This window comes from Vibrio sp. Scap24 (assembly GCF_013394185.1).
In the GTDB taxonomy this organism is placed as follows: domain Bacteria; phylum Pseudomonadota; class Gammaproteobacteria; order Enterobacterales; family Vibrionaceae; genus Vibrio; species Vibrio pomeroyi.
In genome coordinates this window covers 870061-886534 of the sequence record NZ_CP041333.1, presented here as the reverse complement: position 1 = coordinate 886534, position 16474 = coordinate 870061, and the positions used below count along the sequence as shown (strand labels likewise).

At 43.6% G+C, this 16474-nt stretch carries 11 protein-coding genes; 8 read left to right on the top strand and 3 right to left on the bottom strand.

The window, feature by feature from the left end:
* Positions 1 to 3 precede the first annotated feature (3 nt).
* The 8 genes from FLM53_RS19495 to FLM53_RS19460 all read left to right on the top strand — a co-directional run bounded on the left by FLM53_RS19495 (position 4) and on the right by FLM53_RS19460 (position 12802).
* Entirely contained in the window at positions 4 to 2235 is a 2232-nt protein-coding gene (locus FLM53_RS19495; RefSeq protein ID WP_176679768.1) for a response regulator, read from the top strand.
* Positions 2210 to 3634: a TolC family protein gene (locus FLM53_RS19490; RefSeq protein WP_176679769.1), complete on the top strand. Its 1425-nt coding sequence runs from the start codon at positions 2210 to 2212 to the stop codon at positions 3632 to 3634. Before FLM53_RS19495 ends, FLM53_RS19490 begins: the two co-directional genes overlap by 26 nt.
* Positions 3624 to 5210: an ABC transporter transmembrane domain-containing protein gene (locus FLM53_RS19485; RefSeq protein WP_176679770.1), complete on the top strand. Its 1587-nt coding sequence runs from the start codon at positions 3624 to 3626 to the stop codon at positions 5208 to 5210. The genes FLM53_RS19490 and FLM53_RS19485 overlap by 11 nt, the downstream gene beginning before the upstream one ends.
* A complete protein-coding gene (locus FLM53_RS19480) occupies positions 5207 to 7345 on the top strand; it encodes an ATP-binding cassette domain-containing protein (protein WP_176679771.1) in 2139 nt (712 codons plus the stop codon). Before FLM53_RS19485 ends, FLM53_RS19480 begins: the two co-directional genes overlap by 4 nt.
* 109 nt (positions 7346 to 7454) lie before the next feature.
* Positions 7455 to 7829, top strand: a complete 375-nt coding sequence (locus tag FLM53_RS19475) for a hypothetical protein (protein WP_176679772.1) — start codon at positions 7455 to 7457, stop codon at positions 7827 to 7829.
* A gap of 214 nt (positions 7830 to 8043) precedes the next feature.
* On the top strand, positions 8044 to 11247 hold the full coding sequence (locus FLM53_RS19470; RefSeq protein ID WP_176679773.1) for a response regulator: 3204 nt from the start codon (positions 8044 to 8046) through the stop codon (positions 11245 to 11247).
* Positions 11248 to 11256: 9 nt separating this feature from the next.
* Entirely contained in the window at positions 11257 to 11733 is a 477-nt protein-coding gene (locus FLM53_RS19465) for a hypothetical protein (protein ID WP_176679774.1), read from the top strand.
* A gap of 1 nt (position 11734) precedes the next feature.
* On the top strand, positions 11735 to 12802 hold the full coding sequence (locus FLM53_RS19460; RefSeq protein WP_176679775.1) for a sulfate ABC transporter permease: 1068 nt from the start codon (positions 11735 to 11737) through the stop codon (positions 12800 to 12802).
* 85 nt (positions 12803 to 12887) lie between these two features.
* On the opposite strand, the gene FLM53_RS19455 is transcribed toward FLM53_RS19460, so the two are convergent.
* From FLM53_RS19455 to FLM53_RS19445, 3 genes are all read right to left on the bottom strand, one after another.
* Positions 12888 to 13298: a phosphate ABC transporter substrate-binding protein gene (locus tag FLM53_RS19455; RefSeq protein WP_176679776.1), complete on the bottom strand. Its 411-nt coding sequence runs from the start codon at positions 13296 to 13298 to the stop codon at positions 12888 to 12890.
* 9 nt (positions 13299 to 13307) lie between these two features.
* The gene (locus FLM53_RS19450) at positions 13308 to 14444 is read right to left on the bottom strand and encodes an outer membrane beta-barrel protein (RefSeq protein ID WP_176679777.1); all 1137 of its coding nucleotides are present in this window, start codon (positions 14442 to 14444) and stop codon (positions 13308 to 13310) included.
* A 119-nt stretch (positions 14445 to 14563) separates the two neighbouring features.
* Positions 14564 to 16030: a methyl-accepting chemotaxis protein gene (locus FLM53_RS19445; protein WP_176680078.1), complete on the bottom strand. Its 1467-nt coding sequence runs from the start codon at positions 16028 to 16030 to the stop codon at positions 14564 to 14566.
* Positions 16031 to 16474 lie beyond the last annotated feature (444 nt).

Genomic DNA, 16474 nt, shown 5'->3' with positions numbered 1-16474 from the left:
TCAATGAGCGGAAAACCTTCTTACAACATTTCCGTACCGGCCTTGCGACTCAGCATCTTGTTTAGCGTCGTACTGGCCGCTCTCGCTTTCTATTTATACTTTTCTTGGTCGAAAGTAGATTCTGTTGCACAAGTGCAAAGCGCCCCACTTCTCATACAAGCTCAAAAACTCAACCAAACCATAGAGCTTGATATCCAAACCTTGCAGCATTGCTTAAAGGCGAACAGCTGCAGCAGCAATGAGTTGAACGTATCTGCGCTAAAAAGTGAAATCGACGAATTTCGATCATTGGCGTCATTAAACAAAACCGAGTTCAGCTTAGTTGGCGCAACCGAATACACACAACTTGAACTCGCGATAAATCGTTTTTCTGACAGCGCAAAAACACGCAACGACGTACTCGATTTATACCTGTCACTGACGAACAACTACCTACAGATGGACGACAACTATCGCACCATGTTTAACAATCATGCCAGCGACCTGATGTCTGAGAAAAACGAGTTCTTTGTCTGGTTGTTTATGGTGGTCGTGATATTGGCTGTGATTGCGGTTCTGTCTAACTTAGTGGCCATATTGAAGCTGAAGAAATCCAGCTCTAACGAGCGAGAAATTGACTTTGAGTTTGATGCTTTGTATCAAGAGTTGAAACAGCTGGATTTACAGAGACTTGAAGAACTTCTCAATGAAGTGAGTATTAATCCTAAACAGCGCCAGATCTACTCTCACCTCAAGCTGATCTTCAGTAAATTGGAAGACCAAAAACGCAATAACGATCTCTATAAGCAGCTATACGCACTGATTGGCTATGAGATTCGCGGTATCACCAACACCATTAACGGCGGTGTTCAATATCTGGTTCAAGAAACCGATGAAAGCGGTGTGTTAATGGCGAAGGACATTACCTCTGCTTCTAATACCCTATCGGAACTTGCAGAAAACTATAACCGACTGATTTCTCAAGGAACGGAAAGCAAATCGAAAGAGTTCTCGTTGCTCAGCGTATTATCAGAATTGATGATTCACATCAGCGCCAAAGTTCAGCGAAATGAAGGCGAGCTTGACTGTTTTATCTCTGACAATCTACCCAACCGTGTTGCAGGCCAATCCACCAGCCTCTTCTGGATTCTGTTCCTTCAGCTTTCGAATGCTATTCAACTCAAGTCGAATAAGAAGCTATTTGTCACGATTGAATCGGGTGCGGCTTCAGACATGGAAAACACCCGTGTCACCATCAACCTCAACTTCTTATCAACGCTGGATGTCTCTGTTGCCAAGCTCAATAAACTTCACTGGAGCACCCACAAAGATCATACGGCTAACACCGATGACTTAGCTAAAAGCGTGTTGAAAGATTACGGCTATTACGAAAGCCATTGGTTCCAATCGGGAGCACAGGAACGTTTTCAGATTGAGCTCGACCTAAAAGCCAAGAACTTCCACACAGAGAAAACACGCTTCGACGGCAAGCGCTTACTGCTATGTGCCAATACTCAAGTTCGTATTGATGTGATGAAGAAAATGCTCAGCAATTTGGGGCTGGATATCACCGAAATTCGTACCGCTAATGAGCTGTTCTCAGCGGCGAAAACATTTGGTGAATACGATGCAATCATGCTGACCGATACCTTTGAACCCAACAAGTTGCCGTCACTCAGCAAGACGGTCAAATCCCAGCTTAAAAATCACCCTAATACCAAGCTATTGCTGTCGGTGACCAATACGCAGCAAGCGCAAGAGTGCCATAGCTTCGTAGATAAGATCATTAACTCCCCTGCGATTCCTTATGAGTTCATTCCAAACCTACTCACCATTATGGAAGCGGAAGCATCAGAAGAGCAGATGGAGAACAGCTCGTTCCTAATCGTAGAGGATGACCGAGTTCAGCAAATCCTACTCAAACGAATTTTGACCAAACAAGAGTACGAACCAGACACAGTCGGCGACGGTGCCGATGCCGTGAAGCACTTCATGAATCAACGTTCTGACATCATCTTTATGGATTGCATCATGCCGGGTATGGGTGGTATTGAGGCGACAAAACGCATTCGCCAGTTTGAACAAGAAAACGAGAAAAACCCTTGTACTATCATAGGTGCAACCGCATTGACCAGCAGTAACGAACACCAGGCTTGTATAGAAGCCGGAATGGATTACGTGATCAGCAAACCATATAAAAGCGACGAAATCATCAAGGTGATCAACAAGTATGTGGCGGTACAGAAACTTAACTAGCAGCATCATAGCTGCGCTTACATTAAGCACGACAACTTCAGCATCGGCGACTACCCTGCTTGAGGCGGTAGAGCTCGGCCTGCAAAACAGTCTTTCTCTTCGCGCGAGTGATAAAGGAGTCGAAGAGAACGAATACAATATTGGTATCAGCCGCTCTAAGTTTCTTCCTTCCCTCAATGGTGCTGCCGATACCACATGGAATGAAAATGAAACCTTGCTATCAAGTGTGCCTGATGAAACTTCAAGCTATAACTCGAATAGCTACAGCCTTTCCCTTTCTCAATCGATCTTCAATCTCGGCGATATTTTCAAATATGGGACGGCAAAGCTCGACTTCAACATTGAAGAGATTAAACACGAGAACAAAATCCAAAGCACTATTTCAGAAATCGGCTCTCAATACTTTGAGTATTTGAAAAACAACGCACAAATTAAAGCGACCAAGGTAGAGCTTAAATCGTCTGAGACGCGTGAACATCAAATGCGACGCAATGTAGAACTCGGCAATACGGCCGCCAGTGAGCTTTACGAAGTGATCGCTCAGAAAGAAGGAGTTTCGAATCGATTGAGAACCTTACAGAAAGACCGTCGTGTCATTCTCAACGGGCTATCGATTCAGATTCAATACCCTATCACTCCGTCGCAAGATATCTACGAAAGTGTGCCTCTTAAAGAGATAAACGAAACCGAACAACGCTCAATCATGGATCAAGCGTTAAAGCTCAACAACGACTTGTTAGTAGCCAAGAAAAACGTCGAGAGAAGCCGACGAAGCTTGAAAGAGAGCGGTTCGAACTTCTTACCTACCGTGTCGCTTTCAGCCAGTTATCGTCATGATGACGCCAATAACTTCGACAAGACCGACATCACAGCGACAGGTGAAAGTAACTCAACCAGCGTTGGCTTAAATCTAGCCGTGCCTATCTTGTCTGGTGGCTCTGATTACTACGGTTATCAAAAATCATCGACCGCTATCGAGCGTACCGAGCTGCTTTACCAAGACTCCCTTTATACAACACGTAACAGTGTGAATACCGCAGTGCTCAACATCAATGATTTCTCGCAATCTATCAGCAGTTACGAAAATATCATTCGCGCCAACTATGCGTCTTACAAAGGGATCCAAAGGGCTTACCAGTTAGGAACTCGTACCATCACCGATCTGCTTGCTGCGGAAAGTAAACTGTTTAGCGCCTTAAGAGACTACGAAAGCGCACGATACGACTACATCATAGAGACCATTAAGCTCGAACAAACGAAAGGCGTACTCTCGATTCAATCTATCGAAAGCATCATGCAATTAATGAGTGATATCGAAGGTCGCAATAATCAAGAACTCGTGCCTAAACATCTTCTTTCAACGGATTCATTGAAGAAAGGAGGCCGTAATGCAAACTGAGCAGTTTTCTCAAAAGATCAATATGGCAGATAAGTGTTATCTGACTTTCTCTACGATAATTTCCACCCTGTTTGGCTTGGTGCTGCCCTTCTCTATTCTGATCATTTTTGACCGAGTATTACCCAACCAAGCACAAGACACCTTGTTCTTATTGTTCGCGATTATCTTGATTTCTATCCTCCTAGACTACCATCTGAAAAGTCAGGAAGAGAAGATATCGTCAGTCATCATGAGGCAGTTTGAGACCAACTTAACCAACAAGGTATTCCAATCGATTTGTTTAGCGGAAATCTCTAAATTCCGTCGTTTAGAACCGGGCGAATACCTTGAGCGAATCTCAACCATTCCAGAGCTGAAAACCTTCTTTGGTGGAGAATCGGTTCGAGCGCTGATCAACCTAGCCGTCAGCGTGATTACCATCCTCATTATTGGCCTAATTAACATTTGGGCTGGCGTGACACTTCTGATTGCCTCGCTGATCTTAGCTATTTTCGCGTGGAGCCTTTCTAAACAAAAGATTGGCAGCTTACAGAATAAGTCTGATATCGAAGGCTTAACCGCATCCAAAATCATTGAGATCATCTCTAGCCCGCTGGATATCAAAGCTCGAAACATGGAATACCGCGTTGAAAGCTTAATGACTCAAATGGTTGAAGAACGTGAAGTAGAGAACATCAAATATGAGCAGATTGAATCGAACTTCGGCCTAATATTAGCGCTGATTCAACAGCTTTCTATTGCCTGTGTGGTTGTCGTATTGGCAACAGCGGTAATCAATATGGAATCTAGCCAAGGCATCATGGCTGCGATCATCATGCTGACCAACCGTTACTTCGCGCCCTACCAACAAGTGATGCGTACCGCGAGCCGATGGGAATTGAACAAGCTCCACATACAACGTATCGCCGAACTTCTTGAACTCGCAGCCTTTGTTGAACACCAACACGAGACAACAGAAGTAGAACGTATTTCTGTTAAGTATTCGGAAAAACAGCGCATCGAGTTCGAACTCGGCCAAGCCTATTTGCTGACAGGGAAAAGTGGCTCAGGCAAGACTCACCTTGCCAACTGCATTACAAGGCAGAACAGTGATAGCAAGTTGGAGATCATGATTAACGAGACACCTCTTGATGACGTTAACTATAACGTTTGGCGTAACAGTGTGCTGATGGTCGATAAAACAAGCTCGTTCGTTGAAGGAACCATTATTGATAACCTCACCTGTTTCCGCCCAAGCTTGAACAATACGGCTTTCGCCTTGTGTGAAACCATGAACATCAAGGCTCAAATCGATGGGTTGCCTGCAGGTTTCTATACCGAGCTCAAAGGTCACATGCGTAACCCGTTCTCACGCCAAGTTGGCTACGCGCTGTTACTCGTACGTGCTTTGCTCGCAAGCAAACGTGTATTGATATTCGATGACATTGATTGTGTCTTTGATGAAGAGTTTGCACGTGTTGTTCTCACCAGTACCGCCTATCGTGCCAACGATAAGATCTTAATTATCGCCAGTAACAAGATGGATAAACTTAACCACCGCCTCAAACGTGTCAAACTTACGGGAGGTGACCAATGAGTATCCTAGTTGACTTCAACAACGTGCCACAGCGTGTCTTAGATTTCGAAGCGAGCGGATATGATGAACGCTACAGTCAATCGCCTCTAATCCGCGGTTTGGCTTACACCTTAATAGCGCTCGAATGGGAAGGCACGCCCGGTATACTCAGTGACGCTTTCATTCCGAAACCAAAAGATGGTGACAGTTTTACAGCAACCATCGAGCGCCTTGGATACCGTTGCGATGTAACCAAGTTAAAAACACTCGAAAATATCGATAAGCACCCTCACCCATGCTTTATCGAGATAGAAAACCTTAGTGCTATCTTCTTGGGTACCAAGGACGGAAAGCTGCTTCTGTTTGATTACACAAACAACAACACCATTGAATACCCAATGTGTAAGAAGCCGTGCTTGTTGATTGCGATCAGCGAATATTCTCGTTTATTCCGCGAACCACCACCGGAATCGCAAGACCGCAGTAATTGGATTAAATACGCTTTTTACCGTTACAACAATGAACTTAAGAGTCTGATTATTCTCAGCTTCGTGATCAGTATCTTAGGTGCATTACAGCCATTCTTCATTATGAGTGTCTATAACTTCGCACTGACTTCGAGCTCTCAAGCCACACTCTATTGGCTGACCCTATTTGCCGTGATTGTCGGCTTCTCGGAATACTTCTTCAAAAAGATGCGAGTCAACATCATAGCCACTTCGGGTAAAGATCTCGCGGTGCACATATCTCAAGCCGTAATATCGAAACTGCTTTGGCTGCCCTACGCAATGACCTCAACCGCAGGAGTCTCGTCTCAGTTGGCTCGTTTGAAAGATATCGACACCTTCCGCCGCTTGGTGACCGCAGAATCGACCCTTAGTTACTTTGATATGCCGTTTGTGATTGTATTCATCATAGCGATTGCTCTGATGTCTGGCACAGCTGCACTTGTGGTGATGGGCGGCTTGATCTTGATGTTAGTGTTCTGTATCTACTCTCGTTACATCTACTCACAAGCGACATCCAAAAGCTCGCGCGCTAACGCCATGGTCTCTTATCAATGGAATGAAATACTGCGCGGTATCAAGACCATTCAAGGCTTGCCGCTGCTACGTGTCGTTCAATCTCGATTTAGTGCATCACACTCACAAAGTACCAGTGATGCCGAGAACGTTGCCGTCACCAACAGTAAAATTCAGGCAGCGGGCGGCAGTTTGATTCAGGTAATTGGTACGGCAAGTATCGTGACTGCCGTCATTGGTGTAATGGAAGGCACCTCAGATGCGGGAGCCATGCTCGCCACCGTGATTTTGGTTTGGAAAGCATTAGGCCCAATTATGGGCATCTATAACTCAATTTCTAAGTTTCAATCCATCAAGGCTTCATCCGCACAGATAAACAACTTGATGTCGATGAACGACGATAAGCTGACCTTAGAGAAAAGCCCACCGATTCGCCTATTCCAAGGCAGCATTGTGGGAAGTGGTGTCAGCCATCGTTACACAGGCGCAGCGACCGGATTAACCAACCTCGGTTTCAAGATACCGCCAAGTGCAAAAGTCGTCATTTGTGGCCCAACTGGCTGTGGAAAAACCACACTCATATCGATCATCGCTGGTTTAGAAGACCGCTATCAAGGCGCTGTGTCTGTCGATGGCTATAACATCAAGCAGTTCAACAGTTATCGCTATCGCACATCGATTAACTACATCCCTTTTAATCTGCACATTTTTGAAGGCTCTTTGGAGACCAACTTCATTTTGCACAATGGGTTAATCCCTACCGAAAAGATGCAAGAGATGGTGAGCTTCTTCGAGTTAGATGAATGGCTACCAGAGGGCTTGGCAACTCAATTAAGTGTCGATAAATGCAAAGGCCTTCCCAATGGCATTCAGCAAAAGCTGCGTTTAGCGCTTGGCTTAGGCAACTGTGAGCAATCTCTGATAATCATTGATGAACCCTTCAACGGGGCTGAAAACGAAAACGCACAGTACTTCAACCGCTTGTTCAGCGATAAGTTGCTGAATAAAACCGTCATTTTTTCGACCAATGATCCCGGCTTGATCGCGACTTCTAACATGAGTTTGGTTCTCGAACCCGATGGGAATTTGAAATATTTTGGCTTAACAGACAAATACTTAAACAGTTTAAGTTAAACACGACCATGCTTATTCACAAATTACTCGTTAGATAAATGGATGTAATTGACAAAAACATAAGTGAGAGAGATGATTCGATCTAGAATCCCCCATAACAAGGAAGCCAATGTACACATTCGTTGCAGACAAGCTTGATGTAGCCTACTTATCCGCAATTCCTGAAAACCATCAGCTTCAGGAGTGCGATGTACCTGAAGAAGAGATTGAACTTCGAGAGATCGTTGAGGTTTGGTATGAGTGCGCGTTCCTACCCGCTTTCAATCTCCAAAAAATCGATATCGAGAACAAAGCAGAACTGACCGTTGTTCAAATGCATGTATTAAGCAATGACACAAGCACGCTCGCCTTCCTACTCAAAAATAGAGTATACCGCGCGGCATTGAACAGAATGCTCGGTGTTTGGACGTTAGAACCTTCTGCAAAAACCGTGTTAGAACAACTTCTGTTTGAATTAAGTCTCGATAAAAAACGCCCTCATTAGCTCGTCTTTTAAGTTATTCATCAATAAGCATAAAAAACAAACCGACTATCAATCGCTATAATTTGCTACTAAGAGAACCTATTTCAAAATAAGCTCTGGAATCACAAGAACTTATACCCCTCCCACACTTCCACTAAATTTACAGTTTCAAAGTTTCCATATCGGCATTTTTATTCTACTGTTTTTATATAAAAACAGTTGGATGGATCCTTATATGGCGATTACGGTCTGGAATAACCTTTCAGTCAAACATAAACTCTTTGGCTTAGTTCTACTTCCCATTTCACTACTGCTCTTCCTTGCTGGCAGACAAGCTTATATCTTAACGACCCAGTTAACCGATTTTGAACGAACCAATCAGTTATCTGTGTATCTGCAAGATATTTCGGTTTTATATCGGAGTACTCTGGCTTCTAGCCCTGAAGAGTTCGCAACGCAAAGCAGTCAGGTAAAGGCAGAGTTAAAAACACTGTCACCCATCATTTTTTTAAATGCTTCGGATGATATGAATCAATTGGTGGCAGACTTCAGTGAAGCGACTTTATCAACGATGGAAGCGACGGACACTTACGATAAGTTGGACGCTCTTGAATGGCAGAGTGATTTATACAAGCAGCTGTTGCTTGAGATAGAAAAAGTCCCATTCGAAAATACCAAGCGCGAAATTCAACAACACCTCACCGCATTACAACAACTCGAATGGTTGATGTTCTGGTCAAACGAAGAGTTCAAGCTGGGTACTTCACTGATTGAGATATTCCAAACCAGCCAAGAATACGACCCAGAACTGGCTGAACAGATCGAAACCTTGAGTGAAAGACAACAACTGTTCCTTGAACGCTTTGTCTCGTTGAATGCCAACGAACATCAAGTATCGCTGATGGTTGAGGTATTTAGAAACGATGTGTTTGCTCAGAGCCAAGAGATCAGAAACGCGCTGCTTGATCTAAACGCCATTAGCCAACTGACACCGCAAGAGGTTTCTGTTGGGTTAGAAGCAATGAGCGCTCGCCTCAGCTTGTTGCAAAGCCTCGGCAATGTTATCAAGCAAGAGTTCCAACAAGAGGTTGAGCTAGCCATCTCAGACGCACAAGTACAACGAACACTGTTTATCACCATCGTTGCCCTACTCGCAACTATTGTCATGGGGTTAACTCTAAGCTTGGCAAGACAAGTAACGAACAACCTAGGCTTGGTACTTAAGTTCCTTAAAAGTGAAAACGATGAAAAACGCCCTTCTTTAGACAAGCTGATTCAGGGTAAAGACGAACTCAGCCTATTTGCTCAACAAGTCGAACGCCTAACCATTGAAAGAGAACACGCGAAGGAAAGGCTAACGCTTGCTAAAGAAGATGCAGAGCGCGCCAAGGAAGACGCGGAAGAAGCGAAAGACCACGCGATACAAGCCAGTAAGGCCAAAAGTAGCTTCTTGGCTAATATGTCACACGAAATTCGTACCCCATTGAACGGGGTTATCGGTATTTCAGAAATCCTGTCGGACACACCGCTTACCCCAACACAACGCGATTATGTCGATACCATTGAGACCTCATCTCAACTCCTACTCAGCCTTATCAATGACATCTTGGACTTCTCTAAGATTGAATCTGGGATGTTATTGATCAGCCCGCATTCAGCGTCGATTCGAGAATCCATTTACGACATAGCGTCGATTGTTGCACCTAAAGCCAAAGAGCAAAAAATATCAGTCAACGTCGATATCAGCCCCGATACCCCTGCTCGTGTGATGATCGATGACCACCGCTTAAGACAGATCTTGATGAACTTTATGTCGAACGCTGTGAAGTTCACGGCCGAAGGTGGTGTAACACTATCAATCAAGACTCTCGAACAGTCTGACGACAATGTGATCATTCGATTTGCAGTGCGCGACACCGGTATTGGCATCGACAAACAGCAACAGAAACAGATATTCGAACCGTTCGCCCAAGAAGATGATTCAACAACCAGACAATTCGGTGGTACCGGCCTTGGTCTTGCTATCAGTACTCAGCTTGTTGAGTTAATGGGTGGCCAGATTCAACTCGATTCAGTCAAAGGTGAAGGTAGTTGCTTCTACTTCGACCTAGCACTCCCTGTTGATCTACCACTTCCAAAACCGAGCACCGCAACGGCAAACATCTACATTCTGGGTAACCAGAACATGCTTTCTGAACGTATAGAAAGCGACCTTAACTTGTATGGTTTGAAAGTCACTCAACAAACAAACAGTGCAGACTCCATCAATGATCAAATCTCAGCCAAAAAACACGACAAGCCAATCACGGTCATTTTTGCTGAAGACGATTCGTTCCAAGCGAGTGACTATTCAGACAATCTACACAAGCTCCACAAGAGCGGCGCGACGATTTGTTTAATTCGTTCATTCCTGAGTGACCCTGCCGATATTGGCAACTGCATTACAGCTCAAGTATCACAGCCCCTGCTCGGCCTGCGCTTGATTAAAGCGATTGAACTGTGTGATACACAAGGCTTAGCTGAATTGTCAGAAGCCAACCAACAAGCTACGACCATTCAACACAAAATTCTTATCGTCGAAGACAACAAGATCAACCAGAAGATTGCCGGGCTTCATGTTGGAAAAAGTGGCTTCGAATTTGAGTTTGCGAATAACGGCCAAGAAGCCGTGGACATGTTTACCGCGAACCCTCATTACGCCGCGATTCTTATGGACTGTATGATGCCTGTTATGGATGGCTTCGAAGCAACAGGTAACATTCGCCGAGTTGAAAAAGAGACCAACGCCACGCGCCGCATCCCTATCATCGCCCTCACCGCAAGTGTGATTGATGACGATATTCAAAAGTGTTTTGATGTGGGTATGGACGACTACGTGCCAAAACCATTCAAGTTCGAGATGTTGAAGGAAAAAGTGCTCGCGGCTGTAGAAGCGATGCCACTGCCAGCTGCTCATACCGCGCCAACAGCATCAACAAGTTCAACAGTTACCCCTATTCATAGCGCACAAACAGCCAAGAAAACATTACCAGAGCAAGCTGAGCCTAACGTTGTGCCAAGCAAGTCAGAGAAGATCCTTTTGGTTGAAGACAATCGCGTAAACCAGAAAGTTGCTTCAGTCATGCTCAAAAAGGCCGGCTACGCCTTTGAAATTGCAGACAACGGCCAAATCGCCGTTGATATGTATCAGAATGACAGCAGCTTCGACATTATTTTAATGGACTGCATGATGCCGGTGATGGATGGCTTCACCGCCACTAAGGAGATTCGCGAACACGAGAAAAACCTAGGCTTAAGCAAGACTCCGATTATCGCGTTAACCGCCAGTGTTATCGATGATGATATTCAAAAGTGCTTTGATTCCGGAATGGATGGGTACGTAGCGAAGCCCGTAAGAAAAGAAAAACTATTCCACCAAATAGAAAGTGCGACTTGTTAGGAGAAACCAATGGATTGGATCAAAACAATTAAAACACTCTCGAGCAGAGCGCTGTTACCAACAGCGATAGGGTTATTAGGAAGCTTGCTTCTTCTCAGCCCCGCTCATGCTGCAGAAGATTACGCCATATTCTCTTTAGACTCTGGGTTTGAAGAGATATCAATCAACAAAGCGAGAAAGCTATATCGAGGTAAAACCAAACGTCTCAACGGCAAGCGTGTAGAACTCTCTGATTGGCCTGAAAACAGCGCCGAAAGAGAGGCATTTTATCAGCTTCTACTTGGGAAGAACGCCGCTCAAATGAACGCACACTGGGCTGGCTTATCTTTTTCAGGAAAAGCTCGTTATCCAAGAGAAATCAAAACGGCATCGACAGACAGTTTGGTTGACTGGTTAGACGACAAACCAAACCGTATTGGTTACTCCCCACTCTCTTCGGTTCCTCAAAATGCCAACGTTCTCTACGTTATAAGTTCGGAGAAATAATATGAAAAAAATAATTACGTCAGTGCTATGTGCTTCGATTGCTTCTCCAGCCTTTGCCATTATTGAACTTACCGATAACCTATCCTTGAGTGGCTTTGGTTCAACATCTTGGGCAACGTCAGATAACGACAACCCTTTAATCATCAATCGCGGCTTTACCGATGAGAACTGCTACGACTGTGATACCACGTTTGGTGTTCAACTCGATTACTTCTACAACTCATTTAAAGCGTCGGTCCAAGTTGTTAAAGCACCTCAATTTGATTGGAGTGATCCACAGCTAGAATGGGCTTATCTAGGTTATGAGTTTAATGACTTTGATGTGAGTGTTGGTCGATTAAGACTTCCACTGTTTCTTGCCTCTGAATACTACTATGTCGGTCAAGCCTACATGACCGCTAGGCCGCCTACAGAAGTGTATAACGCTGTACTGGGTATTACCGCTTTCAACGGCATCAAAGTGAGTTGGACTCACGATGTAAGTGACGAAGCGACGTTATTGCTTACTCCGTTTTTCGGAATAAAAGACAACAATGAAGTCGATTTTAATTCAAGCACAGAGCTAGAGTTTGAAACCAATCGAATGTTCGGTGCCAACCTTCAGTTGAGTGGAGAAAATTATCGTTGGAACTTATCCTTCTTAGATTCAAACTTCGATCAGACGGTTAAGATTAAAAACGTTGGCTCTCTTCCAAAACAAGACAACCAACACATCCAACTTTGGTCGTTAGGTGCTGAGTACGAATTTGGTCAAGCAATACTGGCCAGTGAAGGACAAATCAGTGACTTCTCTTCTTCGATGTACGCAAGTTTGGGTTACAGACTCAATACATTCACTCCGTACGTGGTTTATGGCGCAGAATTTGACTCTAATGAGCATCTAACAGGTAATAGCTATTTGATTGGTGTTGATTACGATGTACTACCTAACGTCTCTATCAATGGTGAGGTGCAGTACTTTGAAGCTCGTAAAACAAATGGTGCCTTTGTTGAAGATTTTAACGCCCAGACAGGCTTTGATGATAAAGACGCCGTGCTCTACACCATCATGCTGAGTTTCGTTTTCTAACCTAGATTAGAATACCTTTAATAAGAACAAAGCCCAAGGTACTTACGTAACCTTGGGCTTTTTATGATAAGTAAGTAACCGCGAATCAGTACTTAAAGAGAACCTTCACATCGCCTGTCACTGACGCTTCATCAACATATCCAATAGCGTTAGTTTTAGACGCGACCGTTGTAATTGCAGCACGATAGTCAGCTACCTGAATAGGAGCCTCAGCTTTACCCGTAAAGACGAGTCGTGACCATGCTGATTGAAGCTGTGATTCACTACGCCCGGTCGCTACCTCGTGAAAGGCTAGTCGCCCTTCAGAACCATCAGTCAATTCGACGATTTGTGCTTTCGTGCCATTTGATAGCTTGCTCTTTTTACCCATAAAGAGTTTTTTAACGTCAGATTTTGATAATGAATCAACACCTGCATTGTTACCAATAACGACCATTCCTGCAGAAGCATTAAATGAAAGAACCGCTATAGTTATTGCTGTCAGTAAACTTTTCATGTTGCCTCCTTAGAATACGAAATCAAGACGTGCTGAATAAACAATAGAGCTGTCTTCAAGGTAGTTACCAGTTGCAATTCTTGGATCCGCAGTTGTCTCAACATTGCTTTGGAAGCCGCCACTTGTGTCGCGGTAATCCACATAGGTGACATCTGCTTTTAAAGACATGTTCTTAGCGAAATCCCAACGGCTACCTACAGAGTAAGAAAGACGTTCGTAATTCATTGATTCCTTCACAGCCGTGCTCATCATGTTCTCGCGCTCTTCGTTATCCGTGGTTTCAACCCAGCTTACAGAAACATAAGGCGTAAACTCATTAATACGATAACCGACTAAACCAGATACCGATTGATAATCGTAAAATTGACCTTCTAGTTGAACGTCAGCGGCTTCAACATTGACCAGCAAATCACCGTTGTCATATTGAGCGCCTAGAGAGATAAACTGACCATCTTGGCTATCTAAAATCGCACCCAACTGACAGTACGGATCCTGAGAATTTTGGAAGTCGCAAGATGGGTTAGATTCAGCAACAAAATATGAACCACGGAAGGTAAAGTCATCTAAGTTCCAGTTAGCACTGATACCGAATAATTTATCCAGTTTCACTTCACCCACAATTGAGTCATCTTCATCAATAGTGCCAATACCCACCACTGGCTGAAGAAGAATGCTTGAGTCTTCAAGCTCAATTGGAATCAATAAATCAGCACCCGTGTAGCCCTTCAAAACAATGTTCTCATACAATTCTTGAGAAGGTCTGATCATAGGGTATGCATAACCAAGATCGGTGTAGTCAGAGTAGAAAAACAAAGGTAAACGCAGCTTACCTGCACGGGCAGTAAATGAATCAAAATCATAAGAGGCGTAAGCCATTTCGATTTTTGGCTCATAGTCATAACGGCTATTTGCAACAACTTGTGTCACGAACTTCGCTCGTTCGTTAACTTGAAAATCAAACTGCAAGCCCGCTAATGTTTCTTGCTCCCAATCCAATTTTTCATCTGTATAGCCAGCATAACCGATTGCGTTATCTGACTTACCGATACCGACAGAACCAAATCCGCTAATACGAAGGTTATCCATATTTGCAGCATTTGCTCCAAACGCCATACTTACTAGGGCAGCAACCACTGTCTTCTTCATAACTAACTCCAATTTGTTATGTTGTTTCTTGTTTTTATGTAATTAACCCAACTTTTGGGCATACTCCCGCCCTCCTTGAGGCATAGCCAGAAAGAGAGAAGGAATGATTCTAGGGGGCTTTAACTCACCTTAAAATGGCCAGTTAATGTTGATATGTTACGAGTAACTTCTTGAATGTCATGGGCTACTGCGTCGACTTGTTTAACGCTGCTACTCGTCCCTTCTGCCATTTTTCTGATTTCTTCGACAAAAGTTTCTATACGAGTTGAAGTTTGTTCCTGCTCTTCAGTTGCAGCGGCAATACTTTCGTTTCGCTGACTGATTTCAATGATCTCGGAAGTGATTTTTTGTAGCGAGTTTTCAGCAACCAGTGACTTTTCAACGCAAGTTTCAGCTTTCGTCACACTATCAGAAATGATCGTAGAGGCTGTTTTAGCTTGTTCTTGTAACTGTAAAAGTACAGATTGGATTTCTTGTGTCGACGTTTGTGTTCTTGATGCTAACGTTCTAACTTCATCAGCAACAACAGCAAAGCCACGACCTTGTTCACCCGCACGCGCCGCTTCAATTGCAGCATTGAGTGCCAGTAGATTTGTTTGCTCAGCAATAGCACTTATCGCCTCTAAGATAGATCCGGCGCTTTGAGTATTGTCATTCAACTGCTTAACCACTTGTGAAGCGTTACCGACATCTTGCGTCAGTTCTTGCACGGCTAAAATAGTACTTTTAACCTGCTGTTCTCCAAGTGTCGCCTGTTCACTGGCACTCGAAGCTGAAGTCGAAGCATCATTCGCGTTGGTCGCAATCTCTCTGGCAGCAACAAACAACTGATTTAATGAGCTAGATACTTCTTCAATAGAAAGATGTTGTTTGGTCGAAAGTTCGTTCGTGACCTGACTAGAGCTCACTAAAGCGTTAGAAATAGTGTCCAATTGAGTGACGTTCTCGATTGTATGCGTCACGTTTTGTTGTAGATGAGAAACAAAACTATTGAATGATTCGACGAGTGGTTTTAGTTCGTCGTTTTTCTCATGTTGTAAGCGAACGGTTAAGTCACCATCGCCTTCCGCAATATCGCGCATCTTGTCACTGATATTGGCTAAGTCTTTGCGTATTCCTTTAACCACAAACCATCCAAAGATGCACATTGCAAGCATGGCTAATGCACCTGAAATACTCATGATTTGGTTAGCTGTTTTATTATTTGATTCTAACTCTTGCACTGCGTTCTCAAACTCTGACTGACGAGCTGACGAAAACTCACTCATCCCCGTAGTAAGCTCTTCTAAGATTGCTGTGCTTTGCTTCGCGAGACGACCTGCTTCACTAAGGCTAATTTCTTCGTCGATCATGCCTTGCGCGATGCGATAAGCCAAATCGAAGTATTGATTGGTTTGATTTTGCAGAAGTGCTGATGAACCTTGTAAAGATGGGTCCAATGAAATTTGAATATTGAAGTTACTTTGAATCGCAGCAAGAGTTTGCTTATTCATCTCCAAGATCTCTTCATCACCAAGAGTCACGGCTAAATTAAAGCGTTCTGCTAATTGAGAGATTAAAACACTATTTAGCGAAGCAGAATTCATGACAGGATAAGTCACTTGGTCAATCCTATTAACCTGCTTGGTATTGTTGGTTAAGGTATCTCCTCCAACAAATAGAATACTAATAAATCCGATTAACGAAACTAAACATAACGCTAGAATTCTATTCTTGATCGATAGTGTAAACATAAGCTTCCTTTGCTAAACAGTACGATGAACCGCACTAATTATTCGAACAATAACAGATCTGACCAGCAGATCAATCTGCCACAGCAAAAATAGTGACAAAAATGTTAATATTATTTATAAAACGTTAAGGCAGGCAAAATTGTCATATAAATCAATGCGTATAAATAACCATTTTATTAAAAGGTCTTTTATCATCAAAATAACGGCCCATTATTTAAATGGGATTCTGCATGTATCTCCTCCACTTTTTATCATTAAACAGTGGCTCTCTTTTCATTATTAAATCGATATCAATAA

Excerpts from the sequence above, each read along its gene's own strand:
- FLM53_RS19495 (WP_176679768.1), top strand. The coding sequence starts at position 4 with ATGAGCGGAAAACCTTCTTACAACATTTCCGTACCGGCCTTGCGACTC.
- FLM53_RS19490 (WP_176679769.1), top strand. The coding sequence starts at position 2,210 with ATGTGGCGGTACAGAAACTTAACTAGCAGCATCATAGCTGCGCTTACA.
- FLM53_RS19485 (WP_176679770.1), top strand. The coding sequence starts at position 3,624 with ATGCAAACTGAGCAGTTTTCTCAAAAGATCAATATGGCAGATAAGTGT.
- FLM53_RS19480 (WP_176679771.1), top strand. The coding sequence starts at position 5,207 with ATGAGTATCCTAGTTGACTTCAACAACGTGCCACAGCGTGTCTTAGAT.
- FLM53_RS19475 (WP_176679772.1), top strand. The coding sequence starts at position 7,455 with ATGTACACATTCGTTGCAGACAAGCTTGATGTAGCCTACTTATCCGCA.
- FLM53_RS19470 (WP_176679773.1), top strand. The coding sequence starts at position 8,044 with ATGGCGATTACGGTCTGGAATAACCTTTCAGTCAAACATAAACTCTTT.
- FLM53_RS19465 (WP_176679774.1), top strand. The coding sequence starts at position 11,257 with ATGGATTGGATCAAAACAATTAAAACACTCTCGAGCAGAGCGCTGTTA.
- FLM53_RS19460 (WP_176679775.1), top strand. The coding sequence starts at position 11,735 with ATGAAAAAAATAATTACGTCAGTGCTATGTGCTTCGATTGCTTCTCCA.
- FLM53_RS19455 (WP_176679776.1), bottom strand. The coding sequence starts at position 13,298 with ATGAAAAGTTTACTGACAGCAATAACTATAGCGGTTCTTTCATTTAAT.
- FLM53_RS19450 (WP_176679777.1), bottom strand. The coding sequence starts at position 14,444 with ATGAAGAAGACAGTGGTTGCTGCCCTAGTAAGTATGGCGTTTGGAGCA.
- FLM53_RS19445 (WP_176680078.1), bottom strand. The coding sequence starts at position 16,030 with ATGAATTCTGCTTCGCTAAATAGTGTTTTAATCTCTCAATTAGCAGAA.